This window comes from Brenneria uluponensis (assembly GCF_032395385.1).
In the GTDB taxonomy this organism is placed as follows: domain Bacteria; phylum Pseudomonadota; class Gammaproteobacteria; order Enterobacterales; family Enterobacteriaceae; genus Prodigiosinella; species Prodigiosinella aquatilis.
This window is the reverse complement of the sequence record NZ_CP135917.1, coordinates 2,572,585-2,598,068: the sequence shown is the minus strand read 5'-3', so window position 1 is coordinate 2,598,068 and position 25,484 is coordinate 2,572,585. Positions and strand designations below refer to the sequence as shown.

The 25,484-nt window shown below is 48.9% G+C and carries 34 protein-coding genes and 1 pseudogene; 29 read left to right on the top strand and 6 right to left on the bottom strand.

What is annotated here, in order from left to right; translation table 11 throughout:
- Positions 1 to 126: 126 nt before the first annotated feature.
- From RS889_RS11970 to RS889_RS11960, 3 genes are all read right to left on the bottom strand, one after another.
- Positions 127 to 1,770: a RecE family exodeoxyribonuclease gene (locus RS889_RS11970; RefSeq protein WP_315707429.1), complete on the bottom strand. Its 1,644-nt coding sequence runs from the start codon at positions 1,768 to 1,770 to the stop codon at positions 127 to 129.
- 473 nt (positions 1,771 to 2,243) lie between these two features.
- Positions 2,244 to 2,435, bottom strand: coding sequence for a DUF1482 family protein (locus RS889_RS11965; RefSeq protein ID WP_315707428.1), 192 nt, complete (start codon positions 2,433 to 2,435; stop codon positions 2,244 to 2,246).
- Between the two features lie 505 nt (positions 2,436 to 2,940).
- Positions 2,941 to 3,324 carry a helix-turn-helix domain-containing protein gene (locus RS889_RS11960; protein ID WP_315707427.1) on the bottom strand — a complete coding sequence of 128 codons (384 nt, stop codon included), beginning with the start codon at positions 3,322 to 3,324 and terminating at the stop codon, positions 2,941 to 2,943.
- 108 nt (positions 3,325 to 3,432) lie between these two features.
- Between RS889_RS11960 and RS889_RS11955 the strand changes: the two genes are divergently transcribed.
- From RS889_RS11955 to RS889_RS11900, 12 genes and pseudogenes are all read left to right on the top strand, one after another.
- Positions 3,433 to 3,663 (top strand): helix-turn-helix transcriptional regulator, encoded by a 231-nt coding sequence (locus RS889_RS11955; protein ID WP_315707426.1) that lies wholly within the window; start codon positions 3,433 to 3,435, stop codon positions 3,661 to 3,663.
- A 2-nt stretch (positions 3,664 to 3,665) separates the two neighbouring features.
- Positions 3,666 to 4,226 carry a toxin YdaT family protein gene (locus RS889_RS11950; protein ID WP_315707425.1) on the top strand — a complete coding sequence of 187 codons (561 nt, stop codon included), beginning with the start codon at positions 3,666 to 3,668 and terminating at the stop codon, positions 4,224 to 4,226.
- A gap of 73 nt (positions 4,227 to 4,299) precedes the next feature.
- Complete coding sequence (locus RS889_RS11945) at positions 4,300 to 5,277, top strand: DnaT-like ssDNA-binding domain-containing protein (RefSeq protein ID WP_315707424.1); 978 nt, start codon at positions 4,300 to 4,302, stop codon at positions 5,275 to 5,277.
- A complete protein-coding gene (locus RS889_RS11940; protein WP_084297634.1) occupies positions 5,186 to 5,731 on the top strand; it encodes a replication protein P in 546 nt (181 codons plus the stop codon). The genes RS889_RS11945 and RS889_RS11940 overlap by 92 nt, the downstream gene beginning before the upstream one ends.
- A gap of 49 nt (positions 5,732 to 5,780) precedes the next feature.
- The gene (locus RS889_RS11935) at positions 5,781 to 6,065 is read left to right on the top strand and encodes a MarR family transcriptional regulator (RefSeq protein WP_315707423.1); all 285 of its coding nucleotides are present in this window, start codon (positions 5,781 to 5,783) and stop codon (positions 6,063 to 6,065) included.
- The gene (locus RS889_RS11930) at positions 6,062 to 6,751 is read left to right on the top strand and encodes a hypothetical protein (protein ID WP_315707422.1); all 690 of its coding nucleotides are present in this window, start codon (positions 6,062 to 6,064) and stop codon (positions 6,749 to 6,751) included. Before RS889_RS11935 ends, RS889_RS11930 begins: the two co-directional genes overlap by 4 nt.
- A pseudogene (locus RS889_RS11925) lies at positions 6,744 to 7,217 on the top strand (class I SAM-dependent methyltransferase); the annotation flags it as partial. The gene RS889_RS11930 and the pseudogene RS889_RS11925, both read left to right, overlap by 8 nt.
- 281 nt (positions 7,218 to 7,498) lie before the next feature.
- On the top strand, positions 7,499 to 9,238 hold the full coding sequence (locus RS889_RS11920; protein WP_315707421.1) for a DNA cytosine methyltransferase: 1,740 nt from the start codon (positions 7,499 to 7,501) through the stop codon (positions 9,236 to 9,238).
- 97 nt (positions 9,239 to 9,335) lie between these two features.
- A complete protein-coding gene (locus tag RS889_RS11915) occupies positions 9,336 to 9,584 on the top strand; it encodes a hypothetical protein (protein WP_021015870.1) in 249 nt (82 codons plus the stop codon).
- A 41-nt stretch (positions 9,585 to 9,625) separates the two neighbouring features.
- Positions 9,626 to 10,219, top strand: a complete 594-nt coding sequence (locus tag RS889_RS11910; RefSeq protein WP_315707420.1) for a DUF1367 family protein — start codon at positions 9,626 to 9,628, stop codon at positions 10,217 to 10,219.
- A complete protein-coding gene (locus RS889_RS11905) occupies positions 10,216 to 10,500 on the top strand; it encodes a DUF1364 domain-containing protein (protein WP_315707419.1) in 285 nt (94 codons plus the stop codon). The genes RS889_RS11910 and RS889_RS11905 overlap by 4 nt, the downstream gene beginning before the upstream one ends.
- A 41-nt stretch (positions 10,501 to 10,541) precedes the next feature.
- Positions 10,542 to 10,889 (top strand): antiterminator Q family protein, encoded by a 348-nt coding sequence (locus RS889_RS11900; RefSeq protein WP_315711030.1) that lies wholly within the window; start codon positions 10,542 to 10,544, stop codon positions 10,887 to 10,889.
- Between the two features lie 22 nt (positions 10,890 to 10,911).
- On the opposite strand, the gene RS889_RS11895 is transcribed toward RS889_RS11900, so the two are convergent.
- Together RS889_RS11895 and RS889_RS11890 are read right to left on the bottom strand one after the other, a co-directional pair.
- Positions 10,912 to 11,799 (bottom strand): Kiwa anti-phage protein KwaB-like domain-containing protein, encoded by an 888-nt coding sequence (locus RS889_RS11895; RefSeq protein ID WP_315707418.1) that lies wholly within the window; start codon positions 11,797 to 11,799, stop codon positions 10,912 to 10,914.
- A gap of 4 nt (positions 11,800 to 11,803) precedes the next feature.
- Complete coding sequence (locus RS889_RS11890; RefSeq protein ID WP_315707417.1) at positions 11,804 to 12,322, bottom strand: hypothetical protein; 519 nt, start codon at positions 12,320 to 12,322, stop codon at positions 11,804 to 11,806.
- 351 nt (positions 12,323 to 12,673) lie between these two features.
- On the opposite strand from RS889_RS11890, the gene RS889_RS11885 reads away from it, so the two are divergent.
- The 5 genes from RS889_RS11885 (at position 12,674) to RS889_RS11865 (ending at position 15,324) form a co-directional block, all read left to right on the top strand.
- Positions 12,674 to 13,393 carry a Mom family adenine methylcarbamoylation protein gene (locus RS889_RS11885; protein ID WP_315707416.1) on the top strand — a complete coding sequence of 240 codons (720 nt, stop codon included), beginning with the start codon at positions 12,674 to 12,676 and terminating at the stop codon, positions 13,391 to 13,393.
- Between the two features lie 122 nt (positions 13,394 to 13,515).
- On the top strand, positions 13,516 to 13,755 hold the full coding sequence (locus tag RS889_RS11880) for a phage holin (RefSeq protein ID WP_021015876.1): 240 nt from the start codon (positions 13,516 to 13,518) through the stop codon (positions 13,753 to 13,755).
- Between the two features lie 2 nt (positions 13,756 to 13,757).
- The gene (locus tag RS889_RS11875; protein ID WP_315707415.1) at positions 13,758 to 14,288 is read left to right on the top strand and encodes a lysozyme; all 531 of its coding nucleotides are present in this window, start codon (positions 13,758 to 13,760) and stop codon (positions 14,286 to 14,288) included.
- Positions 14,261 to 14,776, top strand: coding sequence for a lysis system i-spanin subunit Rz (locus RS889_RS11870; protein ID WP_315707414.1), 516 nt, complete (start codon positions 14,261 to 14,263; stop codon positions 14,774 to 14,776). The genes RS889_RS11875 and RS889_RS11870 overlap by 28 nt, the downstream gene beginning before the upstream one ends.
- Positions 14,777 to 15,102: 326 nt before the next feature.
- A complete protein-coding gene (locus tag RS889_RS11865) occupies positions 15,103 to 15,324 on the top strand; it encodes a hypothetical protein (protein WP_315707413.1) in 222 nt (73 codons plus the stop codon).
- Positions 15,325 to 15,442: 118 nt separating this feature from the next.
- On the opposite strand, the gene RS889_RS11860 is transcribed toward RS889_RS11865, so the two are convergent.
- On the bottom strand, positions 15,443 to 15,904 hold the full coding sequence (locus RS889_RS11860; RefSeq protein WP_315707412.1) for a hypothetical protein: 462 nt from the start codon (positions 15,902 to 15,904) through the stop codon (positions 15,443 to 15,445).
- 66 nt (positions 15,905 to 15,970) lie between these two features.
- Between RS889_RS11860 and RS889_RS11855 the strand changes: the two genes are divergently transcribed.
- The 12 genes from RS889_RS11855 to RS889_RS11800 are packed head-to-tail and all read left to right on the top strand — an operon-like array spanning position 15,971 to position 25,484.
- Complete coding sequence (locus RS889_RS11855) at positions 15,971 to 16,618, top strand: putative metallopeptidase (protein WP_425475076.1); 648 nt, start codon at positions 15,971 to 15,973, stop codon at positions 16,616 to 16,618.
- Positions 16,619 to 16,651: 33 nt separating this feature from the next.
- Entirely contained in the window at positions 16,652 to 17,137 is a 486-nt protein-coding gene (locus tag RS889_RS11850; RefSeq protein ID WP_315707411.1) for a DUF2280 domain-containing protein, read from the top strand.
- Positions 17,138 to 17,142: 5 nt separating this feature from the next.
- The gene (gene terL, locus RS889_RS11845; protein ID WP_315707410.1) at positions 17,143 to 18,783 is read left to right on the top strand and encodes a phage terminase large subunit; all 1,641 of its coding nucleotides are present in this window, start codon (positions 17,143 to 17,145) and stop codon (positions 18,781 to 18,783) included.
- 2 nt (positions 18,784 to 18,785) lie between these two features.
- Positions 18,786 to 20,177, top strand: a complete 1,392-nt coding sequence (locus tag RS889_RS11840; RefSeq protein ID WP_315707409.1) for a DUF1073 domain-containing protein — start codon at positions 18,786 to 18,788, stop codon at positions 20,175 to 20,177.
- Complete coding sequence (locus tag RS889_RS11835; RefSeq protein WP_315707408.1) at positions 20,110 to 20,976, top strand: minor capsid protein; 867 nt, start codon at positions 20,110 to 20,112, stop codon at positions 20,974 to 20,976. The genes RS889_RS11840 and RS889_RS11835 overlap by 68 nt, the downstream gene beginning before the upstream one ends.
- An 11-nt stretch (positions 20,977 to 20,987) precedes the next feature.
- Positions 20,988 to 22,187 (top strand): DUF2213 domain-containing protein, encoded by a 1,200-nt coding sequence (locus RS889_RS11830; RefSeq protein ID WP_315707407.1) that lies wholly within the window; start codon positions 20,988 to 20,990, stop codon positions 22,185 to 22,187.
- Positions 22,187 to 22,693, top strand: a complete 507-nt coding sequence (locus RS889_RS11825; RefSeq protein ID WP_021015891.1) for a structural cement protein Gp24 — start codon at positions 22,187 to 22,189, stop codon at positions 22,691 to 22,693. Before RS889_RS11830 ends, RS889_RS11825 begins: the two co-directional genes overlap by 1 nt.
- 17 nt (positions 22,694 to 22,710) lie before the next feature.
- The gene (locus RS889_RS11820; RefSeq protein ID WP_315707406.1) at positions 22,711 to 23,646 is read left to right on the top strand and encodes a DUF2184 domain-containing protein; all 936 of its coding nucleotides are present in this window, start codon (positions 22,711 to 22,713) and stop codon (positions 23,644 to 23,646) included.
- A gap of 2 nt (positions 23,647 to 23,648) precedes the next feature.
- On the top strand, positions 23,649 to 24,026 hold the full coding sequence (locus tag RS889_RS11815) for a hypothetical protein (RefSeq protein WP_315707405.1): 378 nt from the start codon (positions 23,649 to 23,651) through the stop codon (positions 24,024 to 24,026).
- A gap of 41 nt (positions 24,027 to 24,067) precedes the next feature.
- Complete coding sequence (locus RS889_RS11810) at positions 24,068 to 24,478, top strand: DUF4054 domain-containing protein (protein WP_021015894.1); 411 nt, start codon at positions 24,068 to 24,070, stop codon at positions 24,476 to 24,478.
- Positions 24,475 to 25,062 (top strand): hypothetical protein, encoded by a 588-nt coding sequence (locus tag RS889_RS11805; protein WP_315707404.1) that lies wholly within the window; start codon positions 24,475 to 24,477, stop codon positions 25,060 to 25,062. Before RS889_RS11810 ends, RS889_RS11805 begins: the two co-directional genes overlap by 4 nt.
- 2 nt (positions 25,063 to 25,064) lie before the next feature.
- Positions 25,065 to 25,484, top strand: coding sequence for a hypothetical protein (locus RS889_RS11800; protein WP_315707403.1), 420 nt, complete (start codon positions 25,065 to 25,067; stop codon positions 25,482 to 25,484).

Here is a 25,484-nt window from a genome sequence, read left to right as displayed (position 1 = left end):
CGTACTCTTGATAACAGGGCTTGTCTTTGCAGAAGTGCATCTGAGTTATGCCCATATAGCGTTTCACCGGGTAAGTGCTTAGCTCGTCACTTTCACGCTGTACCAGGCAATGGTCGCAATATTTCTTCACAGCGTGTCCTCCGCAGTTGTAAATGCAGCAGCAAATGACGCCAGAACCCCTTCAAGACGAGCTATACGGGCCTCGAGTTTTTCGACGTGTTCGCTATTAGTCCTGGCAGGAATATTTTCTGCAATATTTCGTGGTTCGATTTTTTGTACTGACGGGATAGCATCAGTACAGCGCTTCATCGCATTCGCCAGATTTGCGGCCGCTTCTTCAACCGTGCCATGTTCGTTCGTTGTTGGTGGTAACGAAGTAACAGCTTCGCTTGACTGACCGACATTCGTTTCCATCTGCACATCACCAACCTCCTCGGAATGATTTTCCGGTTTTTCTCCCTCATTTGAGGTGGCTTTCTGAGACAATCCATCAATAGAGAACATGCCGCCGCCAAGGTTTTTCATTTCTGGCTGAGCGTCAGTGCTGCCTAGTTTGGTATTTTCCAACGTTGAATCGGTGCCATTATTGGTTTCGGTGGTGTTGCCCGGTTCAGTGATGGCGGGCAGGTGACGTGCTAGCGTTAATAATTCCAGTGAGGGGTGTGCGTGGTTTGACTCTGTGAGGCTGGAATTGATATACGGCTGCATTGATGCGGGCATCTTGGTGATGTCTGGGATCGCATTGCGAATTAACGCGAAAATCGCGGCACGGGAAAAATCCAGAATACCGGGCATGTTGAGTAACTTTTGGCTCCACGTATTAAATGGCTCTTCTTTGTTAGCGATAATCTCTTTGGCCCGGCGGAGTATGGGGCCGGGTATTTCATAGATATCAAAATCCATCGGCAGGGTGGCCATCGCTATTTCTTTATTCAGAAAATCAAGAGAGTGCGTGATGTCATTGCCGCGATCAGTTTGATTGTTACCACCTGCGTTCGTGCCTGCATTAGTGCGTTTTATGCCCTGTTTTGCGACCCACTTCGCGGTAATATCTTCACGTAACGGACCATTAGATGATTCGGACTGATTGTTGTGTGCGTTAATCCATTCTTTTGCGAACGTGACGATACTGCCGACGCTCGGCGACGCTCCATTGAGCGGCCATATTGATTTTATAGAATCAATGAGGTCAAACAGCGTTTCGATGTAGCAGTGCTGTAGCTGCAATAGCTCTCTGGCGTTGTTCAGTGCTAACAGAACGTTCTGGGCGTAAGTAGCGTCCATATCGTGTTGTAACATGTTAATTTCAAGAACCTGACTTTGTGCCAGCAGATCGTCAGATGAGAACGAGCCGAATAGCCATCCCGCCAGCACGCGCTGGTTAAATGTGGCGTCCTCAATAGCAATAAACCCATCCGGTACTGTTTTTTTCTGCTGACTGGTAACAGCAGCATGGTCGTTCTGAATGTTGATTGATGAGGGTTCAGCGCTGGGGATTTTTTGCCATGTCAGACCGTCTTCTTCCAACACGTTTCTGTCACACCAGGTGTCATCCAGAACACCATCTTCTGGCAGATCATCGAATACGGGGTAATGGGTGCGGACTGGATTTTTATAGTCAGTACCGCGACCAACGGCGATCTCGTTATCATCAAGAATATTGAGAACTTCACGCTCGGCACGGGCATCGTTTTTAGCGTCAAGAGTGATGAACAGGTTTTTTTTGCCTGATTTTTGGTATGCCTCGATAAAATACGCATAGGGTGTCATTGCGTTTTCGCTCCTTCGGGTTGTAGAATCCCCTGAGCCATTGATTGCGCCCTTAGGGAGTGGTTATTGGTCAAAACTCGATTCCGATTTGCTTTGGTCGGCGAATCGGCGCATTAAACCGCTTCGGCGGTTTTTTGCGTTTTAAAAAGCGACGGATTGGTAAAGTAATAAACCCGCACCGCCGAAAGACTACACACAGCAATTGGTGCTCCGTAACGTGGAGCGGACGGCACTTTGAGCCTCACGGGGCATTCTTTACGCGGGATATGGTGCGAAACCGCGTTCACTGCCGTGACAGGGAGGGTTACTTGTCGTTCGCCTTCTCCAGAACACCACCGACTTAAAGTCGGGCGACCCGTTCCGAATCTAATTCAGTTGCCGGTTACGTCTCCGGCCCGGGCTCTCACCGTTCGTGTAGCGTTTTCCCCAGTGCTGGCAAACAGGCCAACAAATGGCAATTGGTCAAAACTCGATTAACGTGTAGCGGGGCGCTGGCCATCGCCCGTGGAGACAATCCCTTCTACTGGATAACATTCACCGTGAACGCGCTGAACATACATGTCCTGAACGCATTCCTGCTTGGACTCATAAACGCCCAGAACTGCGTCATCACAGTTGCCGTTCAGCATGCAAACGCTGATAACGAGCGCGAATAATGTTCCCATTAGTGCAAAGTCCTCCCTGTTGCCTGCCGAAAAAGGCGTTTAGCCTCTTCCCATTTTTTTTTGTCGCGGCTTGATACTGCGGCTGCGGCCATGCGTTGTGCTTCTCGTAACTGCTGGTGGTTAATCATCAGTCCCTCATTGCCCTTAACGGCGGGTCGCCGGAACGTTTCTAACCTGCTGCGCGTTTGCTACCTCTCAGCAACTGCCGTCATGTTCATACGCCTCGGGCTGGCTACTTAGCCTCTTCGCATCACTGAGTAACTCGGGGTATTGCTCCGTGGGTTATGCGTTGTGGCGTTACTGCGTTGTGTGTTTATAATAAAACACAAAAAGATATTAACTGTCAACACGAGTTGTGTTTTTTTAATGAGAGGGATTTGACGAGGTACAAAAAAACCCGCCTAGGCGGGATGAGGAGATGTATAAACGCAGGTTAGATTAAAAGCTGAATTTGGCGAGTCGCAGTATTGCTAGTACAGTACCTATGGCTTTACTACAGCATAGATCACTCATCAACGGGCTTATATCTGCCCCTGAGGTACTTATCCACGTATTCATCCAGTTCCTTCAATCGAAGCTGGAAGAGGTCGATCATTCGGTTTTGTTCAGCTTCGGGAAGTTGCCGGAAAAGCTCAAGCATCTTTTGCTCTCTATCACCCATCCATTGACTTGGATCGCCATTATCACCAAACATCAATTCAGACGGAGTGATGTCCAGAACTGACGCGAGAACCATTGCGTCATCTGCACCTATGCTACGAGAGCCTGTCTCATAGTTACCGATGCGCGACTGCGCCCAGCCGCACCAGTCAGCCAGAACCTTTTGAGATATCCCTTTCCTTTCTCTTGCTTCCTTTAAGCGGGCAGCGATTTTTTCATTGATATTCATGTATCTATTTCTATCACGTACCGTGTTATCGTTCAAAATACATTTGGTGTTGATAAATCAACACGACTCGTGTTTAATATCTTGGTGAAGCATATAAGCGAGGTAAAAATGAACAATATTGCAAAGGAGCGCATAGCGCTCGGCTTAACTCAAAAACAGATGGCTAATGCTTTTGGCTGGAGGCAATCCCGGCTCTCTAATTATGAGACTGGGTTACGAAAACCTGGGCTAAGGGAATGCCGCGTTATCGTTGAAACACTCAACAGACTTGGCGCTGAGTGCTCGTTAGACAGCGTTTTTCCACCAACAAATCAAGCTTTCAAGGAACAGGAAGCCTAACCATGCACATCTCTTCTCAGGATGATAACTATGCAAAATCAGGATTTTTGAAATCACAGAATCAGTCTCGTCGTTCTGTCGCCGCTCATGCAGTCGTTCGTGAAGCCGTGGAAGCGTGGCAGAAAACATTGCCGGGCAGGGCGCAGGACACTATCGCGCAGTTGGTTGTTGATGAATGGCGTCGTCATGGTGGACGTGGCTTGCAACTGGGTGATTCTGCCCGCAACAACAGGCAGAACATTTTTCGCTGGCTGGACAACCCGTTCAACTCGGCACGATACGCCGGATATATCGCGCAATTAACTCCGGTGATTGCCGACGTAATGCCGATTGAAATTGCCCGACGGTATGGCTTGAAGAAGGGGAGAACGGAGGCGGAGCTAGTGGCTGCTGCAATCAAGGAGTGTTCTGAAGCTCAACAGGCAAAAATACTCGGTGCCAAGGTTCATGTTCTTGAAAAAGAAGTTAGGGAAGGCGTTGAAGCGCTGATGCGCTTAATGCCGCCGGATAGCTGGGGACCGGTTCTCAGCAGCGTGGCCACAATGCTGGGGCAATGTTTTTAATCGAGTTTTGACCAATAACCAACACCGTCTTTTGAATGAGAGACATTAGTAACTAATGACCAGGAGTTAATTGATGGCCGGAGACTGGATAAAGATGCGCGCTGATTTGCATACGCATCCGAAAGTCGTCCGCATTGCGTCCGCACTCAATGCGGACAGATTGCGCGTAATCGGCGCATTACATGCCGCATGGTGTCTGTTTGACGCGCATTCAGTTGACGGAATGCTAGACGGGTACTCACCAAAGACACTCGACGACATGATCGGTTTTCCCGGTTTCGCTGATGCAATGATTGCCGTTGGCTGGCTAGATTACGTTGATGTAAGCCTATGTATGCCAAGATTTTCTGAGCATAACGGGCAATCGGCAAAACGTCGGGCGCAGGAGGCAGACAGGAAAAGAAACATCCGCAAATCGTCCGCACCCAATGCAGACAAAAAGCGGACTAGAGAAGAGAAGAGAAGAGAAGATCTAAAAGATAAACCTCTCTCTATAGGGGGCGATGAAAATTTAAGCGGAGAGGTTCAATCAGAAACTCAAACACCACCTGAACCGACACTGCCGGACTACCTGGATGACATAGACATCCCGATTGGAAAATTCACGATGTACTCGGGCTGGCAACCTTCTCCGGACTTCCGAAAACGGGTTGCGCTTTGGAACCGAATTCTTGACGGGCCGGATCCGGGGTACACCACTACAGATTTGGAAAGGTTTACTGCGTTCTGGAAAGCGGATGGGAAAGTATTCAATCACGTCCAGTGGGAACAGAAATTTGCTGACAGCGTGCTGTACGAGCGCCGTCAGGAGTCAATGAGAAAATCAATCGGAGGTTCAAATGCAGGAACAAATCAGGCCAACAACAGTGGCGAATCAACAGCAGTACAGCAAATCAGGGCAGAACGTGAACGTTGGGAACGTGAACGCGCAGGAAATGGCATGGGCAATGTGGGAAACGATGGGAAAGATCTATTCGAACCGTTGGATCACGAAGAATGGCAATCGGCCGAACGAGCTGTGGATTACTCAGATTGGGAGCATGACCAGTGACCAGATAACTCGAGTGTGTAATGGCTGCGTTTCGCGTTGTGCCGCTGGAAACACGTGGCCACCAGACCTGGCCGAATTTATGGCGCTGACCGCAGAGTGCGGCGCCAACCCGTTTGGCCTGAATACCGATGACGTAATGGCTGAATACAAGCGCTGGAGAAACGAGTCATATCGCTATTCCAGCAGTGACAAATTCCCTTGGCACCACCCGGTGTTGTATCACATCTGCATCGAAATGCGGCGTGCTGGTGTTGAGAAACGCATGACGACTGGAGAACTGGAGCGGCTAGCAGAACGGCTGCTGACGAAGTGGGTAAAAAACGTGAGTAATGGCATGAGTATCCCGCCGATTCGTCGCCAACTGGCAGCACCCCAGCACCCGAGTGGGCCAACACCGGCGCAATTGCTGCACGCGGAGTATCTGCGGAAAAAAGCCGCTGGATATTTTGATTAATAATCGGCCCGAATTATGGGCGAATGATAAACAAATCGAGATTTGACCAATGACCAAAAAATTAACGACTAAACAGCGTGTTACTCGCTATATCAAGACCAGCGAGGGGGCGACTATTGGAGAAATAGCTCGCCGATTAAACTTGAGTGTCTCCGTAGTAAGCCAGGAAATCCGCGAATTGAAAGATGAAGGGATTGTCTGTGTAAATGGCACCGGTGCTAATGGTCGTCACCTGCATTATCCGACGTTCGACGGATATGCTGAAGTACCGAAATTTGGCGTACACCCCCGGCAGGAACAATTTAATCAGCTATTGGCGGAGGTACGGGCATGAAACCTGAAATGTCTACAGCGGTGATGATTGAAGTTGTTCGCTCAATGGCCACGGATGATCAATCACTAAAAGGGCAGTTTTTGGCTTCCATTGCCAATCGACTTGAACGGCTTTTGTCTACCGAATCCAGTATGTCACGTGAGGTGGAATGTATTCGTCATGCGCTGGATATTCCACCAGACAAATCTGTACTGGCTGGTGTTGTAACGGAATGTACTCGGCTGAATGCGGAGATTCTTTCGCTACGCTCTGAACAATCGGAATTGAGAGAATTACTGGATGGTGTCACGCCAGAGGTCATTCCATTAATCGAAAAAGCCTGCAATGACGCCGTCGACCCGCAGTCCGTGAATGATCCCCGCATTAGGCCTGTGCTCCCTGAGCGCGATGAGAGTGGATTTTGGTATCACCCCGCATACAACCCGCCGTTTGAAGAAGGGGCGACGGCAGAAGATGTGCGTAATTGGCACGCTGAACGTGGTATGGAGCACGACTACACGTTTATGTCTTCCGATTTTTGCGAAGAATGCGTTTACGACAGCGACACGGTTTCGGCATGGAACCCAACACCGCCGAACGGCACAGGCTGGATACTAGTGAGCATATTCGATACAGAAGATGGCGCGGCTGCGTGCTGGGTACGCTACACAGACACACTGAACGTAAGGACGGTGACGCATGACTGATGTATCACCAATTCTTGATATGTGTTGCGGTGGCCGCGCGTTCTGGTTCGATAAGAGCGATCAGCGTGCCGTTTTCAGTGATATCCGTCAGGAAACGCATACATTGTGTGATGGCCGGACGTTGGAGATTTCACCTGATGTGATCGCTGATTTTCGCAGCCTGCCGTTCGCCGATGAAAATTTTAGCCTGGTAGTATTCGATCCGCCGCATCTTGCTCGTGCTGGTGACGACAGCTACATGCGCGCCAAGTATGGAGCGCTGAACAAAGAAACATGGCGAGATGATTTGCGTGCTGGTTTTCGTGAGGCATTTCGGGTGCTGCGGCCTAGAGGTACGCTTATTTTCAAATGGAACGAAACGCATATTCCTGTAAGCCTGATTCTGACTCTGACGGAGCATAAGCCTGTAATAGGGCATAAATCCGGCAAACGCTCGAATACACACTGGATCTGTTTTCTGAAAGACGGCGTGTTGCCAGCGGTGGCGGAGGATACCGATCCACTCCTGCAATACGCCACCAGACGTATTATCGAGTTGGAATCGATGATGCTGGTGGATGTGCCGGAAACGGTATGGCCTGCAGAAGTTGAAATGGTCTACTCGCAGGTTGAACGCGCTGGGGAAATTCCGGCGCATCATCAGCGTCGGTTACATCATCACATTAATCGTATGTGGCTGGAAAAAATGTCGGTACCGGACATCGTCAAAGCGACCAAATCACTGGTCAATGCCATGGAGAATTACTCGTGAGTGAAATCATTGTTGATAATTTTGCGGGCGGCGGCGGGGCCAGTACCGGCATTGAGCTGGCAACGGGTCGCAGCGTGGATATCGCGATTAACCATGACGAAAACGCCATTGCGATGCACAGCACAAATCACCCGGATACGCTGCATTACTGCGAGTCCGTGTTTGATGTTGACCCAATTGCGGCGACCGCTGGCCATCCTGTCGGTTTGGCGTGGTTCAGCCCGGATTGCCGTCACTTCAGTAAAGCGAAGGGTAGCAAACCAGTTAAGAAAGAAATTCGTGGTCTGGCGTGGATTGTGATCCGCTGGGCGCTGGTAAAACGGCCAAGAGTGATGATGCTGGAGAACGTAGAGGAGTTTAAAACGTGGGGACCTCTGCTGACTGCTGACGACGGTACAGAGCATCCGGATCCGGCGCGCGCTGGTAAAACCTTTGCTGCTTTCATCGGTATGCTGACCACCGGCATTGCAGCGGATCATCCGGCAATTGCTGAGTGTTGCGAAGTGCTGAACATCAATGTTAACAGCGACGATGTTCGCCGCCTGGTCGCCGGTCTGGGCTACGTTGTTGACCACAAAGAGTTACGCGCCTGCGACTTCGGCGCGCCGACCAGGCGGCGCCGGTTCTTCATGGTGATGCGTTGTGACGGCCAGCCAGTTGAATGGCCTGCTGCGAGCCACGGGGATCCGAAATCACTGGACGTGCAAAGTGGGAAGCTGGCGCCGTGGCGCACAGCAGCCGAATGTATCGACTGGTCGATTCCTTGCCCGTCGATTTTCGAGCGCAAAAAGCCGCTGGCTGAAAACACGTTGCGCCGTATAGCGCGGGGGTTAGAGCGGTTTGTCATCAATAACCCATCGCCGTTTATCGTGAAGTGCAACCACACCAGCAACCGGACGAAATACGATTGTTTCCGTGGGCAGTCGCTGAACGAGCCGTTGCAGACGATCACTAAAACGCCCGGCTATGCGCTGGTACAGCCGTTTCTTGCTGGTGCAGGTGGCCCGAAATATTCAGCAAAGCCGCGCTGTATTGACCTACCAATGAACACAATCCTGAAAGAATGCCACACCGCGCTGATCGCTCCGGTCATTGCTCGTCAGTTCGGAAATAGCGTGGGGCATGGTGCTGATGAACCCAACGGCACGATAACGGCTGGTGGCGGAGGAAAATCGCAGCTGGTATCCGCGTTTCTGGCGAAACATTACGGCGGCAACTACACCGGTCCTGGCGCAGCGATGGATGAACCGGCGCACACGGTCACTACAACGGATCATCACGCACTGGTCACATCCAACCTGATTAAGCTGCGCGGCACCTGCAAAGACGGCCAGCCAGTCACCGAACCTGCACCGACTATCACAGCCGGCGGCCTGCACATCGGCGAAGTTCGTGCTTTCCTGCTCAAGTATTATGGCAATGAGAAAGAAGGCGTCAGCCTGGGTGGGCCCTTGCACACAGTCACCACGAATGACAGGTTCGGCCTAGTCACTGTCGAGGGCGTCGATTATCAGATCGTCGATATCGGCATGCGCATGTTGCAGCCGCACGAGCTTTACGCAGCGCAGGGATTCCCGAGCTGGTACATCATCGATCAAGATTATCGCGGAACCAAATACGCGAAAGATAAGCAGGTGGCGCGTTGCGGCAATGCTGTACCGCCGCCGTTCGCAGAGGCGCTTGTTCGCGCCAATCTGCCGGAAATGTGCGTGGCACGGCAGGAGGTAGCTGCGTGATCAAGTCCACAACAACTCCTTTTTCGTTGCAATTGTGTTAGCTAAGGTCAATAATTATTACTGTATATTTGTACAGTTATTAAAAAAGGGAGTTGGAGTGGCCGAAGAACAGGAACAATTGCCAGCCACTGGCTATGCGGTGGTTAGGTGCCGTGATCAGGTTGTTGTAGCGAAGTTCATGGATTTCCCGGATTGTGATCGGGCGCTAATGTATAGGAGTGGAGATATGGTTTCGTTTATGCCTCTGCAGCATGATGAAATAGTGGGTACGCCCTCGTTGTTTATGCAAATGCTGGAGAAAGCAGGCTACCGAATTACCAGCACCTCTGGTAACATTCCCTCATAGGCCTGAACAACCTATGACCTGCTGCGCCAATGGAGAACACCATGGCGCAACTATCACTTATAAAATCCGCTGGTGGAATACTCATCCCATCTGCACCAGATACACGCGACTACCTGAATCGATTGAAAATTGGTTCGGTTATTTCTGCTGACTTCAAAAAGGCGCGTAATCCGGCCTTTCATCGCAAATACTTCTCCCTGCTGGGCCTCGGTTTTGATTACTGGGAACCGGTCGGCGGTACCATTTCACAACCTGAACGAGAGTTCGTTCGCGGTTACGTCCGCTTCCTTGCTGGTCAAATTGGTGTAGAAGATGCCCTGAATACTGTTGCTGACGCCTATTTCGATGAAGTGTCACAGCAACGTGTCGTCAATATTTCTGCTGCTAAATCTTTTGATGCCTTCCGCCGCTGGGTGACTGTTGAGGCTGGTCACTATGATGCTTTCATCATGCCAGATGGCAGTATCCACAAAGAAGCCCGTTCCGTGTCGTTCGCTAAAATGGACGATTTGGAATTCAACGACCTGTATAAATCCACCCTTGATGTGCTCTGGAATTTCATTCTCCGCCGCACATTTCCCACCCAGCAGGCCGCAGAAAACGCTGCTGCGCAGTTGCTGGAGTACACCGCATGACTAATTTCAAAAAAGAGGCATGTGGCCGCGATTGTCAGATCCGCATACCAGGTGTGTGCAACTTCAACAGTGAGACAACGGTGTTAGCGCATTATCGCCTTGCTGGAACCTGCGGGACTGGAATCAAACCAGATGATATCCAGGGCGCATGGGCGTGTAGTGCATGCCACGACGAAATAGACCGTAGAACGCGTCACATTAACACCGAAACAGCCCATCTTTATCACGCCGAGGGCGTAATGCGTACACAGTATATTTTACGAAAGGAAGGGAAGTTATGAGTTCAGTGCCGAAAAGCTTGCCGCTAGAGCAGGAAAAACCAATGCCTGATATTCAATATCTATTAGAGCTTTGGGGAGCATGGGCCGCCAATGATAATAGCCAGGTGGATTGGCAACCTATTGCCGCAGGGTTTAAAGGGCTGTTACCGTATACCAATAAATCACGGACACAGTGCTGTGATGATGACGGCATTATGATTGATAGTTGTGTTGCACGATTAAAAAAATATAGAATTGAAGAGTATGAATTAGTTATTCTGCACTACGTTTTCAATATATCGCTAAGGGCGATTGCGAAAAGAAGAAAATGCTCAGATGGTACGGTTAGGAAAGATTTGCAAATAGCCCTAGGGTTCATTGAAGGACTATTTTCCATATTAAAGTATTAATATTGATATTTAGTGACGCCCATTATACATATGGGCGTTTTGAATTTGACTTAAATACCTGTTGTGATAGATCAGATGTAAATATATCCTCATCTAAGAAGTCAAGTAGTGCTTTTATTTCTTTTTTTGTAGATGGCATGATTATTTTCTCAATTGTGCCAGTGATCTGAGTTTGTAGCGGAAAATTTATTTTCTGGGCGGCAGATTTTAAGATTACTAGGTTTTGAGAATTGAGGATTCCACTATTGTTAACTAATGTAACCTTGCTTCTTATTGGAGTATCTGCAATGTTCTTAATATCAAAGCCTGCTGGTAAATAAAAGCTGGCATGATTGGCAAAATCATCCAGTTGGTCATCTGTTGCTTCTTGAAAGTAAGGAGTCATATCAAAAATACTTCTTAATTTGAAAAAGCTTTTAAAAAATATTTTATTCCCATCAATTATTGCGACAAGTTTGTCATCAATATTAAAACCAACGTTTGCAGCTTGGCTAAATGTATTTGCATTTCCCAATAACTGCATTACGAATGATTTGGAAGTGTCTAGAATTTGCTTTTTGGTGAAAGTTTGTATAGCAATGATATTGTTATTTGTTGGTGCACTAACCCCGACAAACAAGGCTTTAATATGATCAATCCCTATAATGTTTGGATCCCACACTGGTATGGCAGTGTTTCTGGTCACGGCATCAATTAAAAGAGTCGAATCGTTAAAATTATCTAACTCGAAACATTCACTGCAACTGGGGGTATAACCAGCAAAAAAAGATACTTTTGTCATGTGATGTGTTTCAAAACGAGTCTTTTGATCACTAAATATTCTAGACACAAGTGCATTAGCCGCTCGATCTAGCTGAATTCTAAGTATCTTTGTGGCGCTTTGATCATCCATTAAAGCAAAAAGAGGCATATATTCACCTTTTGATATGTAGATATGTGTAGTCAGTGAGTTGCACAACTGAAAATGACTTATTTTTAATATCTGTTATTATTTCCTTAGATATTAATACAAAACCTACTCCGGTATCATCCTCGGCTTCATAAAATTTATATCCATGAAGAGATAATACGGGGTTGAAATTATAATTTTCCGAAAAAGAAATATAAATTAAAAGAGAGATGTAAAAGAAAATTGCATACATTTTATTTTCTGCAATTGAGCCCGTTCCTAACAAAGGGAACAAATAACTTAAGAAATAGTTAGTAACTTCTTTGTTAGCAGGAGAAAGAGTACTAATATTTTTATAAAGTGTTTCCAGTTTACACTTAGCAAATTTTATGAGTGAAATACATAAAACCCAGCTAGTGACACATGTATAAAAGCTATAAATTAATAGCCACGTTGAATCTTCCATCCAACCAATAAACATAAGCGTTAGACAAACTGGGGCGATAGAGCTAGCTGTTAATAATAAACGGGCTAATTTGTTCATAAGCTAATCCTTACAAATACTGTTCATGTATACAGTATTGTAGGTCAATGAACCTCGAGTATCCATCACCAAATTCCTTTTTTGTTAGAATTTTAACCCTATCATCTATGTGCATAAAAAAAAACTAACGCGTACGCAAAAACTATCGTAACGTGATAAGAGTGGTTACTTAGCCACATATCTTATTTTTGTCAAACCTCGCCATTGAGCGGGGTTTTTTATGTCTTCAGGAAAGTGGGCGATCGCTGATAGTAGTCAGACTATCAACGATCATTTACCTCACGCGCAAGGTCATGAAGTAAACCGAGGCCCAGCTAGCTAGCGGGTCGATAATATCGGAATGCTGTATAAATGACCAGTAAATATAAAACGAACGTATCACGTTCAGTAGGTAATCCTGTCCCTGTCATTTATGCCGGTGAAACAGTCGGTTTTGGATGCTCAGATCTGCATGTAGCAAAAATTCCTGTTTGGTTGGCGCGCTTGGTCATCTGTAATTTCCACTACAGTAAGCGCGTTGTGAATAACTCCTACCTGCATCTCGGAATATTCTGCGGACGGGATTTGGTTGGCGTAATGCAATGGGGATACGCAATGAACCCCAGTAGCGCATCAAAAATCGTTACAGGAACAGGCAACAAACAGTATATGGAGTTAAACCGACTGTGGGTTCATGACCGGATGCCGCGTAATACAGAATCTCGTTCAATTAGCTACGCATTGAAAACCATTAAGTTACTGTACCCTGCTGTTGAATGGGTACAGACGTTTGCTGATGAACGGTGTGGGCGGTTCGGCGTCGTGTATCAGGCCAGTAATTTTGAGTACATTGGAAGCCATCAAAGCACATTTTATGAATTAGATGGTGAGTGGTATCACAAAATTGCGCTGACAACGAAATCCGGGAAAGCAGGTTCCAGGGCATCACACTTACAGGCCAACGTCCACCGAGCTACAGCTCATAAATTTACGCAATTCAGGTATATACGTTTTCTTAATAAGAGAGCGAAGAAGCGACTTAATACGAAATTGTTTAACCCTCTCCCATATCCAAAGCCAAACACAAAGTAAGCAAAAAAGACAACCTTCAAGGCTCACTTCGGTGGGCTTTTCCTTTTTCTGCCCCTGCAAAATCTGACGATCAATTCTAAGGGCAGATTCACTACCCTCGGGAACATCGAGGAGGCCGGAGCATGATTAAAATGCCTGAGAAAATAACGACGGCTGGGGCGTATTCGTCATCCGGCCTGCTAATCGCGTTAGGAAAATTTTTCGATTGGTTTCACCACATCGACTGGAGCCAGGCGGCGGTCATTATCGGGATCGTAGTGGCTATCGCGACGTATTTCACGAATGTTTATTTTCAACGCAGACAAACCCGAGCAATAGAGGCAGCGGCCTCGTTAGGGAAGACGATTATTCGCGGAGATTAATCATGGCCAACTTTAAGAAAGCGGGTGGTGCTGTTGGTGTAGTGTGTTCCGTAATGACAATAATTGCCATCGTGGTTTCTAACGGACAGGTTCGTACAAATGAACGTGGGTTAGAGTTGATCGGCAATGCTGAATCTTGTCGTCGTGATCCGTATGTGTGTCCAGCTGGCATTCTCACTGATGGAATCGGAAACACTCACGGTGTGGTAGATGGAGCCAGAAAGACCGATCAGCAAATCGCGGCAGACTGGCAGAAAAATATACTCGACGCTGAACGTTGCGTTGACAGATACGCAAACGGGAAAAAGTTGCCGGATGGTGCGTTCAGCGCTGCCTCAAGTATCGCTTTTAATGCCGGCTGCCAGACGATGCAAAAATCAACGATGTTCCAGTTATTTCGGGCCGGAAATATTCATGCAGCGTGTGAGCAGTTCCCGCGTTGGGTATATGGCGGTGGTAAAAAATTGCCGGGGCTGGTGGTTCGTCGCGATAAGGAGCGTACGTTATGTCTATCCTCCCAAGCTGGAAAGTAACGGTAGTGGCATTGATGGTCGGTATAGCTATCGGTTGGTACGTTCAGGGTTTGCGGTGGGATGTTGATGTTTCAAAACTGAATGAATCCCACATAGCCGAGCTGAAAAAACAAAGCGATCAAGCTGTGATTAACCTGACAAATCAGAAGAAACGCACCGAAGCAGCACAGATTGCGCTTGCAGCGCTGGATGCTCTGCACACGAAGGAAATGGCAGATGAACAGGCTAAGAATGAGAAGTTGCGTGCTGATATCGCTGCTGGCACTCGTCGGGTGCAAATCGCAACCGCAAACCTTGCTACCTGCCAGCTCGTCGGGAACAGCACTTCCGGCACCGGCAGCTTGGGCGATGCAGTACAAATCGACCTCACGCCAGCAGGTGGACAAGCTGTTCTCAGTCTCAGAGAGTCAACCAGCAGAGACGAGCAAGTGATCCAATACCTTCAGGGCTATGCCATTGAAGCCCAGAAGCATTGTAAAATTAACTGACAGGAAAATGCCATGACTGTAAAAGCGAAGATTTCGCTGCCATTTCATTCAGAAGGCAGATGACGATTCAAATAGCACCATCCATGTGAACGCCGTCACTTCCGGCAGCCATAAGAATGAGGACTGGTCAAAGTTCACACCAAGCGGCCAGATCCATATTTCAAACTCTGACGCTTTCAACCAGTTTGAACAGGGCAAAGAATACTACGCCGAAATTCAGCCAACTGGTTGAGTAGGTATTACAGTAGGCATTCACTGAATGCCTGTGATAGTACAATTTATATTCTATATTTTCTTATGTGTACTATTTACAGCAGAGGAAATAAATGAATAACCAACAACTGGCATATATAGATGATGAGGGTGACTTGATCGTGATTGATGAGTACGACGGGAAGATTGTTGTTGCTCTTGATCAAGTAAACAAATCAGAGGACATCGTGCATCAACTGTGGAGGCTCACAAGTAAAAATAACTATAAAAGCGAAGCTTTGAAGTTATCTATTGAAATTATGGCTAAAAAAATAGGAATGGACCCTTCAGTCTGATATGGCAAACATAGTTCGTTACCAACATTCGGCTTATTTACTGATATCCAGATAATCTGAATAGAGTGCTTCAAAGCAGCTTGATAAATACCTTTGATGACCGCCTCCGGGCGGTTTCTTATTTTTTTAATTGTATGACGACTTGAGCCGTTTCATGGTGAACGTGGGGTTTGCTCTGCCTTCGTGCAAACATTTCTGCGTAGATAGATAAGCGGTCGTAACGTGGGGTTGGAATATAAGAAAGTTTTGATATGGACATACCTTCGTGCATAAGAAAGGTTCGGAAACTTTCCTCATGCTCTCTACGCACCAAATGACTTCTGAATTTAACTGTTTTGTAACCACAAGCTTTCAACTCACGTAATGCAGACCTCAGGTACGAGAACATTAACTGCCCAGCCATATCTCCAACCGGTGATTTGCCTAGCTGTATGTGCAGTGAAACATCGGCCTTCCTTCTGTCTTTAAAGGTAAATTTTGATAGTTTGCCCGTGTTGCGCCTAAGCCAGATGTGGCAAATGAGGTAAGCAAACAGCATAAAGATTAATATTCCACCGCCAACCAGTAAATATTCAATCATGTGGTACTCCAATATCCTTTTTTACATTAACGGCGCGTGACGATAAAAATTTAGGATGAATATACAATGGTAAAACCGGACCGGGACCTTGAAAGTAAAAGGCCATACCCGTCGATGTCCTTTTGGAACCCTCTGATACCAAATCCATACATCAGTCTTCAGCCTGCAGATGGTATTAGCGAGTGGATAAATGAGCAGATACTTAGCGAAGACGGCGCTCTCCATAATCCTGATCACTCACATCTGCTTGATGCTGACCTTTGCATTATGTGGGCTTCATCGACATTTGAAAAACAAGGGCGAACTGTACTCGGTCAATGCGAACAGGTTTCTATGCGCGCTGGTGGGTGGCAAAAAGCCAGAATGGAACAGCAGATGCTTGAATGGTTCGGTCGAGTCCCGACATTCATCATCACTTCGGCAGCCGATTATTGTGCTGAATGCTCTGATTTGGATTTCTGTGCCCTGGTGGAACACGAGCTTTACCACATTTGCCAAGTCACAGATGAATTTGGTGCGCCGAAATTCAACAAAGAAGGTCAGCCGGTTCTTAAACTGCGCGGCCACGATGTTGAAGAATTCGTTGGTGTGGTTCGTCGCTATGGGGCTGACAAAGACGTGCAGGAAATGGTTGGCGCGGCAAATAACAGACCGGAGGTTGCTCACGTTGATGTCGCAAGAGCGTGCGGAACGTGTTTATTGAAAATGGCGTAGTTAGCTTTATTTAGATTGTCATGGAGGCGGCCAATGGCGGCTCTATCAACAGAGGTCAAATCCTTCATTGTTCAGGCTTTAGCGTGTTTTGAATCCCCATCAAAAGTCATAGAGCTTGTAAATGTTGAATATAACATCAAGGTTACGAGGCAGCAGGTATCTCAATACAATCCTACGAACGCAATGGCTAAAAAACTTAGCCAAAAATGGATTGATCTATTTGATGCCACCCGCGAGCGTTTTCAGAGCGAAATTGGTGATATCCCAATTGCAAATAAGGCGTATCGGCTACGCACGCTTAACCGAATGGCTGACCGAACAGAGGGGATGAGGAACTTCGCCTTGACCGCTCAGCTTATTGAGCAGGCGGCGAAGGAAGTTGGTGATGCTTACTCAAACAAGCATAAGGTCGAGCTGACAGGCAAAGATGGTGGGCCGGTTAACCAAGTTAGCTACACCCCGGAAGATTACGCTAAGGCGCAGCAAGCGCTGGAGAAAAACCTACCTGACCTGGATTGACTATCATGAGCGAACTACTCGAATGGGAAAATCTGGATTTCCCAGCACGGGTAGCTCTGAAATCCAAGTCTGAGAAATCATTTTTAAACTTCACGCGCTTGTGGTTCGAAATGCTTCAGGGTGATCGCCTATTGGTGAACTGGCATCACCGCATGATGGCGTCGAAAATTGACGACTTGCTAGCCAACAAGCTTCAACCGCGTAATTTGATTATCAACGTTCCGCCAGGCGGGACAAAAACGGAGTTTGTTTCTGTTCACCTTCCGGCATACATCAACATGCTGGTGCAAACGGAACGGCTACGGCGATTTCGTAATCTCAACATATCATTCGCTGACACGCTGGTTAAGCGTAACAGCAGACGCACCCGTGACATTATCGCCAGCCCTGAATATCAATCCCTATGGCCATGCCGATTTGGTGTGAACCAGGCGGAAGAATGGGAGGTGGTGAATGCTCGCGGGCGCACTGTAGGCCAGACAGTTTCACGCTCCAGCGGCGGGCAAATTACCGGTGGTCGTGCCGGGTACCCAGGCGCTGACTTTTCCGGGTTTGTCTGTCTCGACGACTACAACAAACCGGAGGATATGTTTTCCGGCACCAAGCGAGATAATGCAAATCGCCTGCTGGTAAACACCATTCGTTCACGACGTGGCGATAAATCGAAAGACCATCCGACGCCGTTCGTCAGTATCCAGCAACGACTACACACAGACGATGCGACAGGATTCATGCTCGCGGGCGGCATGGGGATGGATTTCCATCACGTTACTATTCCGGCGCTGGTCAACGAGGAATACATCGATTCGCTGCCTGAGCCATGGCGTTCGCTGTGCTGGTTTGCGGTCAAGGATACTGAAAGTGTTGTTGTCGGTGGCGTTCGTTATTGGTCGTATTGGCCCGTAAACGAATACGTCGGCGATTTGATGCGGCTGTGGGAGCGTGACGAATACACGTTCATGTCTCAGTACATGCAGCGGCCGCGCGCGCTGACCGGTGGGCTGATTGATACCGACTGGTTTAAACGTTATTCGCACCTCCCTCAATTGACGCATCGCGCCGTCTATGTTGATACCAACTCTGGCAAGGTAGAAGACTTCAACGATTACACCGTGTTTTCGCTGGTGGGCATGGGCGTTGACGGCAATCTCTATCTCATCGATAGCGTTCGTGGAAAGTGGGACCCGGAAGACCTGCTGAAAAAAGCCATCGAGCTGTGGGAAAAGTGGAAGCCATTTAACCGCAAGAAACCCGCGCCACTGCGGCATATGGGGATCGAGGACAAACAAGCCGGACAGGGACTCATCACCACACTGAAAAAACGCAAGAGCATTCCTGTGCTGGAAATTCCTCGCGGCGCGGGACAGAACAAACTGATCCGCTGCCTCAACACTGTTCCTCAAATGAAAATCGGGAAGGTGTTCATCCCTGCGCTAATGACGGACGACGGACAGCGTATTGATCAGGTTTATTACGAAGACGGCACGGTAGCAGCAAAAACCGACTGGGTTATGCCTGCGCTGGCCGAATGCGCCGACTTCTCAGCTGACGATAGTCACAAAAATGATGACATCCTGGATACGTTCATGGATGCGATTGATATTGAATTAATTTCCGGTGCGGGTGCCGGGTGGGGATGGGTTTAACGATGACCGATAACAAATACGGTTCTAAACCCCGAATCAGGGTGACTAGCGACGGGCTCGCTAACGTGATGACGGGCATGGGCACTGATCGTGACCGCCGCATGTTCAACCGTTTCCAGTTTGGCATGATGCAGGATTTCAGCGAGCTGGAAGCGGCCTACGTCGAAAACTGGATCGCTCGCGCAATTATTGATTTTCCGGTTGACGACGCTACCCGGGAGTGGCGCGAGTTCGCATCAGATGATGCTACAGCAATTCGTGAAGCCGAAAAGCAGTACAACGTCCAATCGGTAACGCAGGAAGCATTCAAGTGGGCGGGGGTGTACGGCGGTGCTGGCATATTGATGATTACCGATCAGTCATTTGATAAGCCGCTGGAGCTAAAAAAAATACAAAAAGGATCGTTAAAGCGCCTTCTGGTTCTGGATCGAATGTTTATTAACGGGCAGGCGTTCAATGTGACCGATCCGATGGCAGAGAATTACATGTTGCCGGATTACTATGTTGTGAACGGCGGTACCCAGCGAATTCATTACAGCCATTTCGTTAAAGCCCCCGGCGCACCGCTGCCCATGCGGTTGAGAATGATTAATGCCGGATGGGATGATAGCCGGCTACGTCGCTGCCTGGAGGATATCAAAGATGCCGTGTCAGCCAAGGGCGGTATAGCAGCTCTGATACAAGAGGCGAACATCGATGTTATCAACAGAGCTAACTTAGCTAACGACTTATCATCCGGCGATATGGATGACGCTATAGCGAAGCGCTACAACATTTTCGGCATGATGAAATCGCTGTACCGATTGGCGTTGCTGGATAAAGACGAGCAGTTAGACCGCAAGCAGTTATCGTTCGGCGGACTTGGTGAAATACTCAATGCATTGATGGAGTGGACCTCGGGCGCCGCCGGTATTCCAATGACGCGATTGTTTGGCGTTCAATCAAAAGGGGTGGGCGACAGTGGCCAGGGCGATATGAATAACTACTACAACACCATTCGGGGGGGACAGGAATCGCAGTATCGACCGTTTCTGAAGCCTATTGACGAGGTGTTAATTCGTTCAACGCTGGGTACGATGCCTGATGGTCTTGATTTCGAGTTTGCGCCACTGGCACAGCCGACAGACTCTGAACTGTCGGCACAGCGGCTGGCTGATGCGCAGGCGGATGATATCCGACTACAGCAACGCGTTGTCAGGCCGTCTCAGGTGGCGCGTAAACTGATGGAGCAAGGTGTTTATGGTATCGACGAGTCTGATATTACCAACATCGAGTCTGACGAAAAGGCCGAACGAGAAGGTGATTATCAGTTCAGGCTTGGAGAACTTGCAAACGCTGCTGGCGAAAACGCCAATACGCCGCCGGGCATCGATCCGGCCAATCCAACCGAATGATGATGCTGAGCGCTTTTATCGGGCACAGTTGCGCGAAATCATTCAGCAAATGGCGCAGGTGGTAGATGAGGCGTTGGTTCCGGTGTTGCGCCGGAATTACACGGCAGACAGTTATCTCACTGACATTTTGAAAGAGGCCATACGGCAGGCGTCAGAGCGATTTATGAGTATGACGTTTCGGCGGCAAACCGAGCGGCTTTCCCAACGCGTTGTCAGTCGTGCTGAGTCAGCGAGTACAGAAGCGTTCGTCGAGCAAATCAATCGGGCCATCGGTATCGATATGACCGCGTTAATGGTCAACAACAACCTTGTTGATTATGTCGATGCGTCAATAGAGAGCAATGTAGCGCTGATTAAATCGCTATCGTCGGATTATTTTGAAGACATTCAAAGGCAGGTGTTTGACGGCATCCTGCGCGGCGACTCTCTTACTACGATTGTTCGTAATCTCCAGCATGTTACTGGAGCAACCTATAACCGCGCTCATCTGATAGCCCGTGACCAGACAGCAAGAATTCAGGCTGATATCACCAGTGCGAGGCAGCAGAACGCCGGTATTGATCGCTTTCGCTGGTCAACATCACAGGACGTGCGCGTTTCTGGTAATCCGGCGGGCAAATACCCATTGGCGAAAATCAAATGCTTTGTGATTGCTCGCACTAATGCCGGGTATGGAGACGGCGTCTATCTCTGGTCGCGTGGAGCCAGATATAACGGCCAGACAGGCTTATTCCCCGGCAGATGTCACATCGGTTGCCGCTGCCACGCTATCCCCCAAATTAAAGGGCTCGACTACTAACAGGAAAAACTATGCGGATCACTGTTCGTGACCGCGTGTCCTATCCTATCCCGTCTCAACGCGAAATCACTCCTGAGGGCTATTTAAAAGTCCCCGGGCGGGTTGCTCGCGTCGGTATCCAGCAGTATCTGGCATCTGAGTTGGGATTGAGTGACAGGCCACCCGGTCAAATCGTTAATGTCTACAGACCGCCGGAGGAGGTGTTTAAACCGGATAGTCTGGCGAGTTACGACAACATGGATGTCACCATTGATCACCCCGACAACTTGGTGAACTCAACCACGTTTAAGGAGGTGACTGCCGGACATGCAACATCGCCCGGACGCACAGATGATGAGGGCTATGTCGTTGTCGATTTACTAATCAAAGACCAGCAGGCCATTGATGAAATAGACAAAGGCAAGGTGGAGCTATCCGCCGGTTATACCTCTGAATATGACAACACGCCGGGTATCGCGCCGGACGGTACCGCATACGAATATGTCCAGCGCGACATCACCATTAATCACATTGCGTTGTGTGACCAGGCTCGCGCCGGACACAAGGCACGTCTGTTCGACAACAAACCAACGGGAGTAAAACCCATGCCAAAAGTGACGCTGGACAGCGGCGTAAAGGTCGAAGTGGCCGACGAAAACGCACATACGCTGATCCAATCGACAATCGACAGCCTGCGCCAGCGCGTCAAGGATGCCGAGGAAGAGAAAGAAAAGGCCGAGGAGGCGAAAGACCAAACGGAAGAGGAACTGGAAAAGGAAAAAGCCAAGGCTGACGCGAAAGACGAAGAGATCGAAAAGCTGAAGGAGAAAACGTCCGAAGACTCGATTTCACGGTTGATAGCCGAAGTGGTTTCTGTTCGTGATTCCGCTGTGAAAATCGCAGGTGAAAAATTCTCCTGTGATTCACTCGACCCGCTGAAAATCAAACGCACTGCACTGGATTCGGCAGGCATTAAATGCCGCAAGTACGAATCCTGGGATAAAGCCCCCGATGCATACGTAACCGCTTATTTTGATGCGGAAGAAGAGCGCCGGGAAAGCGAGGAAGAAGAAGACCCAGACAAAAGCGATCCTGATAAATCGTCCAATGACTCACTACGTGGTTTTAGTAAAGACATGAGACGCGCCAAAACTGGCGACGCGCAGACAACACGCGACAGCGTTCGTCAGGCATGGCTGGATAAACGCTACGGTACACAGGAGGCTAAATAATGGCTATTGCTCAGAGTGATTTTACACTTTATCGAGGTAAGGCGTACGAAGGGCAAATTTCTACGATTGATGTGGTTGAGGTTGTGTCTCGACGCGTGAAAACCGCACTGATTCAGTTTGGACGTGCAGTTGTTCGGGGCGAAGCAGCCCGATCGTGCGCACCGGTTTCCACCACTACGACCGCTAACGACATTATCGGGTTTTCTGTGCGTTCGATGGCCGAGTTCAGTAACAGCGTGCCCGTTAACCCTCCTGATTATAGTACTGGATATGACGTTGATCATACGGCATCGATCCTGCGGCGCGGCGGTATGTTTGCGCTGTGCATTGATGGTGCTAGTGCAGGCGATACGGTCAGTGTAAACCTGGTTGCTGGTGAAAATCAGGGGCGATTAACCACTGGAACAGGGGACGGTCTGCTGGTTCTTAATCAGGTTAAATGGGTTGATGACGTGGTAGCTGGTGAGATTGGCGAGATCCGCGTTGATGGCATCCTGAACGCATAAGAGAAAGGAAAAAATTCATGAAACGAAGTGTTTTTGATGTCAGCCCGGTATCCGCGTTGTCATTTTTGGTTCAGCAGGCTGCATATATCGAGTCGGAAATTTATCGACTGGAATATCCGCAGTATAAATACAGCTCGCTGCTACCGCTTGATAATAGCGCACCAGACTGGGTGAAAGTGGTCGCTTTTCGTTCGATTGATGCTCGCGGCGAGTTACAGGTTTTTGGTCCTAACTCTACCGATGTTCCGACGGTGGATATCGCGATGAACCAGGGATTCCACGAAATCAAAACTGCGGCGCTGGGTTACACCTACACGCTGGAAGAAATCGGCTTTGCCATGATGAACAACGTCAATCTGGATGCCGAGCGCGGCCAAGCTGTTCGTGATGTGGTAGAGCAGGGGCTGAATAAAATCTACATGCTGGGTCATGACGATATCGGCGAGGGTCTTTATACCAGTTCTAACGTGTCGCTCGAAGTGGCCACATCTAAGCTGGCTGCTCTGGTCGCGGCTATTCCGACGAATGGTACGCAGCCGATCCTCGATTTCTTCGGTGCGGCCTATAACCAGGTTTACCTGGATAATACGCTGACCGTTCATCGTCCCAGCGCATTCGTATTGCCGCCTGAACAGTTTCAGTTATTGATGCGTACGCTGCTGTCCTCGCAGAACGCGTCAAACGTTACATTGCTGGAATTCCTGCGAATTAACTTTAAGGACATGACGTTCGATGACGACATTCTGCTGAAAGGTGTAGGAACGGGTGGAACGGATCGCATAGCGGTGTACAAGAAAGAAATCCGCGTAGTGAAAGGGCATGACGTAATGCCTCTCCGTTTTCTCGCTCCGGCGACGGCAGATAATGTGAACTTCAAGGTTCCCGCAATCTTGCGCACAGGTGGTACCGAGTGGCGTATCCCGAAGGCGGCTCACTATGTCGATGGGGTGTAATTATGCAGAAAGTAACGAACAAGAGTAGCGCCCCGGTCGTAGTAACGGATGCCAAAGGAAAACGGCATACCATTGCTCCGGGCCTGATATTCAAGCTGGAAGGTGATTTTACTGATCACTTGTTCGCTAAGCGGGGCTGGATTTCCGTGATTGAAGTGGAAACAGAACGCGTCAGCACGGATGCCATCGAGACCGACATTACCACGCTGCGTGAGCAGTATGAGTTATTGATCGGCAAAAAATCGCCGTCAGCAGCGAAAGCCGCCACGTTACAGAAAGCCATTAATGAGGCGTTGGCGGCGAAACAGGCAGCTGTCGATAGTTCAGGTTCTGACTCTGGTGAAAGCAGCGTCAGCACGGATGCCACCGAAACCGAATAAACCCCGTCACTGTGATGGGGTTTTTTATTTCAGGGGTAACAATGGAAATCACAGCGCAAATAGTCACTGATTTCCGAGACTATTACCCCGAATTTGGCAACGAAACTACGTGGTCGAATTCGGCGGTAATTATTGCTCTGGAAGAGGGTGATGCAGAAACCGGTAAGCGCTGGGGCGTTTACCTGGACGGTCGGGTGGTGAGCATCAAAAAGCGTGGCATGTTCGCGTTTGCCGCTCACCGGATCATTATGCGCCAACGTTCAGCTACGGGTGATGTTGGTGCAGCCTACGCCATTTCAGGTAAATCTGTGGGGGATGAATCCACATCGTTTGCTGTGCCATCTGTGACCATGGATGACCTGACGATTAATGGCGATCTGCCGCTAACAACGTATGGCGTAGAGTTTATGCGCCTGCGTCGTCGCGCGGGTACCGGGGGACTGATGATATGAAATTCAATGCGGAGGTGCGTGGCGGTAATAAAATCGCGCAGAAGCTCAAGCAGATTCAGGATCGTGTCATGGCTAAAAAACAGGTGCTGGTGGGATTGCCTGCTGGCTCTGGCAATAGCGATGATGGTACGCCATTGGTTGTTATTGGCGCTGTGAATGAGTTCGGCGGCACCATTCAACACCCAGGCGGCACAAGTTACGGCTACCGCAACGAGAAAGATGCGGTAGCTGGCAAAGTAAGGTTCATGAAAAATGGCGCGGGGCTCATGCAACTGGGTGTTACAGGCCCGCACACCATTAACATTCCCGAGCGTTCTTTTCTGCGCGTCCCGCTACGTCAGAATCAGGACAACATCAAAAAAGCCTTTCGTTCACTTACTGGCGCTGTGACACGCGGAGAAATCACCGCCTTTCAAATGCTGGATCAAATCGGGGCGAAGGCTGCTGGCTACTGCAAGGAAGCCATTGAGCATGGGATTCAACCAGCGAATGCACCATCGACAATCAGTCAGAAAGGCTCGGCTAAGCCTCTGGTCAACCATGGCACTCTGAAAGGCGCTATCACGCACGTTGTGGAGGATTAACGATGTTCGGTAACGGTCTGGATATGCATGGACATATCGACTCAACGTTTAATTCCCCTATACCTGGTGGCGTTTGGTTGATTCGCGCCGGTGCTGGCGGTTATACCGGACCCGGTGGTAAATGGGAACAGCAACAGAATGATCCCATCAAACTGGAACGCATTAACGTACAGACCGCCAAATGGAAAGACATACAGATACTAATGGGCATGGGCGGCACGGCTAACCCGCAGGATGTGCGTGTGGTTCATATCAACGATGGCATGACCTATCTCTATCCGGACGACAACGGCAAATTCTCTGACCTGCTGGAATTCAGTGACGGGCAGACGGTGCGGCAGTGGAGGGTGATGTCGTGTGATAACCGGCCGTGGCGTAATTTCTGCCGTGCCGTGGTTGAGCGTTACAGAGGTGCCGGCTGA

Bases quoted from the DNA above. Each gene is read 5' to 3' on its own strand.
- RS889_RS11970 (WP_315707429.1), bottom strand. From the start codon at position 1,770: ATGACACCCTATGCGTATTTTATCGAGGCATACCAAAAATCAGGCAAA.
- RS889_RS11965 (WP_315707428.1), bottom strand. From the start codon at position 2,435: ATGGGAACATTATTCGCGCTCGTTATCAGCGTTTGCATGCTGAACGGC.
- RS889_RS11960 (WP_315707427.1), bottom strand. From the start codon at position 3,324: ATGAATATCAATGAAAAAATCGCTGCCCGCTTAAAGGAAGCAAGAGAA.
- RS889_RS11955 (WP_315707426.1), top strand. From the start codon at position 3,433: ATGAACAATATTGCAAAGGAGCGCATAGCGCTCGGCTTAACTCAAAAA.
- RS889_RS11950 (WP_315707425.1), top strand. From the start codon at position 3,666: ATGCACATCTCTTCTCAGGATGATAACTATGCAAAATCAGGATTTTTG.
- RS889_RS11945 (WP_315707424.1), top strand. From the start codon at position 4,300: ATGGCCGGAGACTGGATAAAGATGCGCGCTGATTTGCATACGCATCCG.
- RS889_RS11940 (WP_084297634.1), top strand. From the start codon at position 5,186: ATGGGAAAGATCTATTCGAACCGTTGGATCACGAAGAATGGCAATCGG.
- RS889_RS11935 (WP_315707423.1), top strand. From the start codon at position 5,781: ATGACCAAAAAATTAACGACTAAACAGCGTGTTACTCGCTATATCAAG.
- RS889_RS11930 (WP_315707422.1), top strand. From the start codon at position 6,062: ATGAAACCTGAAATGTCTACAGCGGTGATGATTGAAGTTGTTCGCTCA.
- RS889_RS11910 (WP_315707420.1), top strand. From the start codon at position 9,626: ATGGCGCAACTATCACTTATAAAATCCGCTGGTGGAATACTCATCCCA.
- RS889_RS11905 (WP_315707419.1), top strand. From the start codon at position 10,216: ATGACTAATTTCAAAAAAGAGGCATGTGGCCGCGATTGTCAGATCCGC.
- RS889_RS11900 (WP_315711030.1), top strand. From the start codon at position 10,542: ATGCCTGATATTCAATATCTATTAGAGCTTTGGGGAGCATGGGCCGCC.
- RS889_RS11895 (WP_315707418.1), bottom strand. From the start codon at position 11,799: ATGCCTCTTTTTGCTTTAATGGATGATCAAAGCGCCACAAAGATACTT.
- RS889_RS11890 (WP_315707417.1), bottom strand. From the start codon at position 12,322: ATGAACAAATTAGCCCGTTTATTATTAACAGCTAGCTCTATCGCCCCA.
- RS889_RS11885 (WP_315707416.1), top strand. From the start codon at position 12,674: ATGACCAGTAAATATAAAACGAACGTATCACGTTCAGTAGGTAATCCT.
- RS889_RS11880 (WP_021015876.1), top strand. From the start codon at position 13,516: ATGATTAAAATGCCTGAGAAAATAACGACGGCTGGGGCGTATTCGTCA.
- RS889_RS11875 (WP_315707415.1), top strand. From the start codon at position 13,758: ATGGCCAACTTTAAGAAAGCGGGTGGTGCTGTTGGTGTAGTGTGTTCC.
- RS889_RS11870 (WP_315707414.1), top strand. From the start codon at position 14,261: ATGTCTATCCTCCCAAGCTGGAAAGTAACGGTAGTGGCATTGATGGTC.
- RS889_RS11865 (WP_315707413.1), top strand. From the start codon at position 15,103: ATGAATAACCAACAACTGGCATATATAGATGATGAGGGTGACTTGATC.
- RS889_RS11860 (WP_315707412.1), bottom strand. From the start codon at position 15,904: ATGATTGAATATTTACTGGTTGGCGGTGGAATATTAATCTTTATGCTG.
- RS889_RS11855 (WP_425475076.1), top strand. From the start codon at position 15,971: ATGGTAAAACCGGACCGGGACCTTGAAAGTAAAAGGCCATACCCGTCG.
- RS889_RS11850 (WP_315707411.1), top strand. From the start codon at position 16,652: ATGGCGGCTCTATCAACAGAGGTCAAATCCTTCATTGTTCAGGCTTTA.
- terL (WP_315707410.1), top strand. From the start codon at position 17,143: ATGAGCGAACTACTCGAATGGGAAAATCTGGATTTCCCAGCACGGGTA.
- RS889_RS11840 (WP_315707409.1), top strand. From the start codon at position 18,786: ATGACCGATAACAAATACGGTTCTAAACCCCGAATCAGGGTGACTAGC.
- RS889_RS11830 (WP_315707407.1), top strand. From the start codon at position 20,988: ATGCGGATCACTGTTCGTGACCGCGTGTCCTATCCTATCCCGTCTCAA.
- RS889_RS11825 (WP_021015891.1), top strand. From the start codon at position 22,187: ATGGCTATTGCTCAGAGTGATTTTACACTTTATCGAGGTAAGGCGTAC.
- RS889_RS11820 (WP_315707406.1), top strand. From the start codon at position 22,711: ATGAAACGAAGTGTTTTTGATGTCAGCCCGGTATCCGCGTTGTCATTT.
- RS889_RS11815 (WP_315707405.1), top strand. From the start codon at position 23,649: ATGCAGAAAGTAACGAACAAGAGTAGCGCCCCGGTCGTAGTAACGGAT.
- RS889_RS11810 (WP_021015894.1), top strand. From the start codon at position 24,068: ATGGAAATCACAGCGCAAATAGTCACTGATTTCCGAGACTATTACCCC.
- RS889_RS11805 (WP_315707404.1), top strand. From the start codon at position 24,475: ATGAAATTCAATGCGGAGGTGCGTGGCGGTAATAAAATCGCGCAGAAG.
- RS889_RS11800 (WP_315707403.1), top strand. From the start codon at position 25,065: ATGTTCGGTAACGGTCTGGATATGCATGGACATATCGACTCAACGTTT.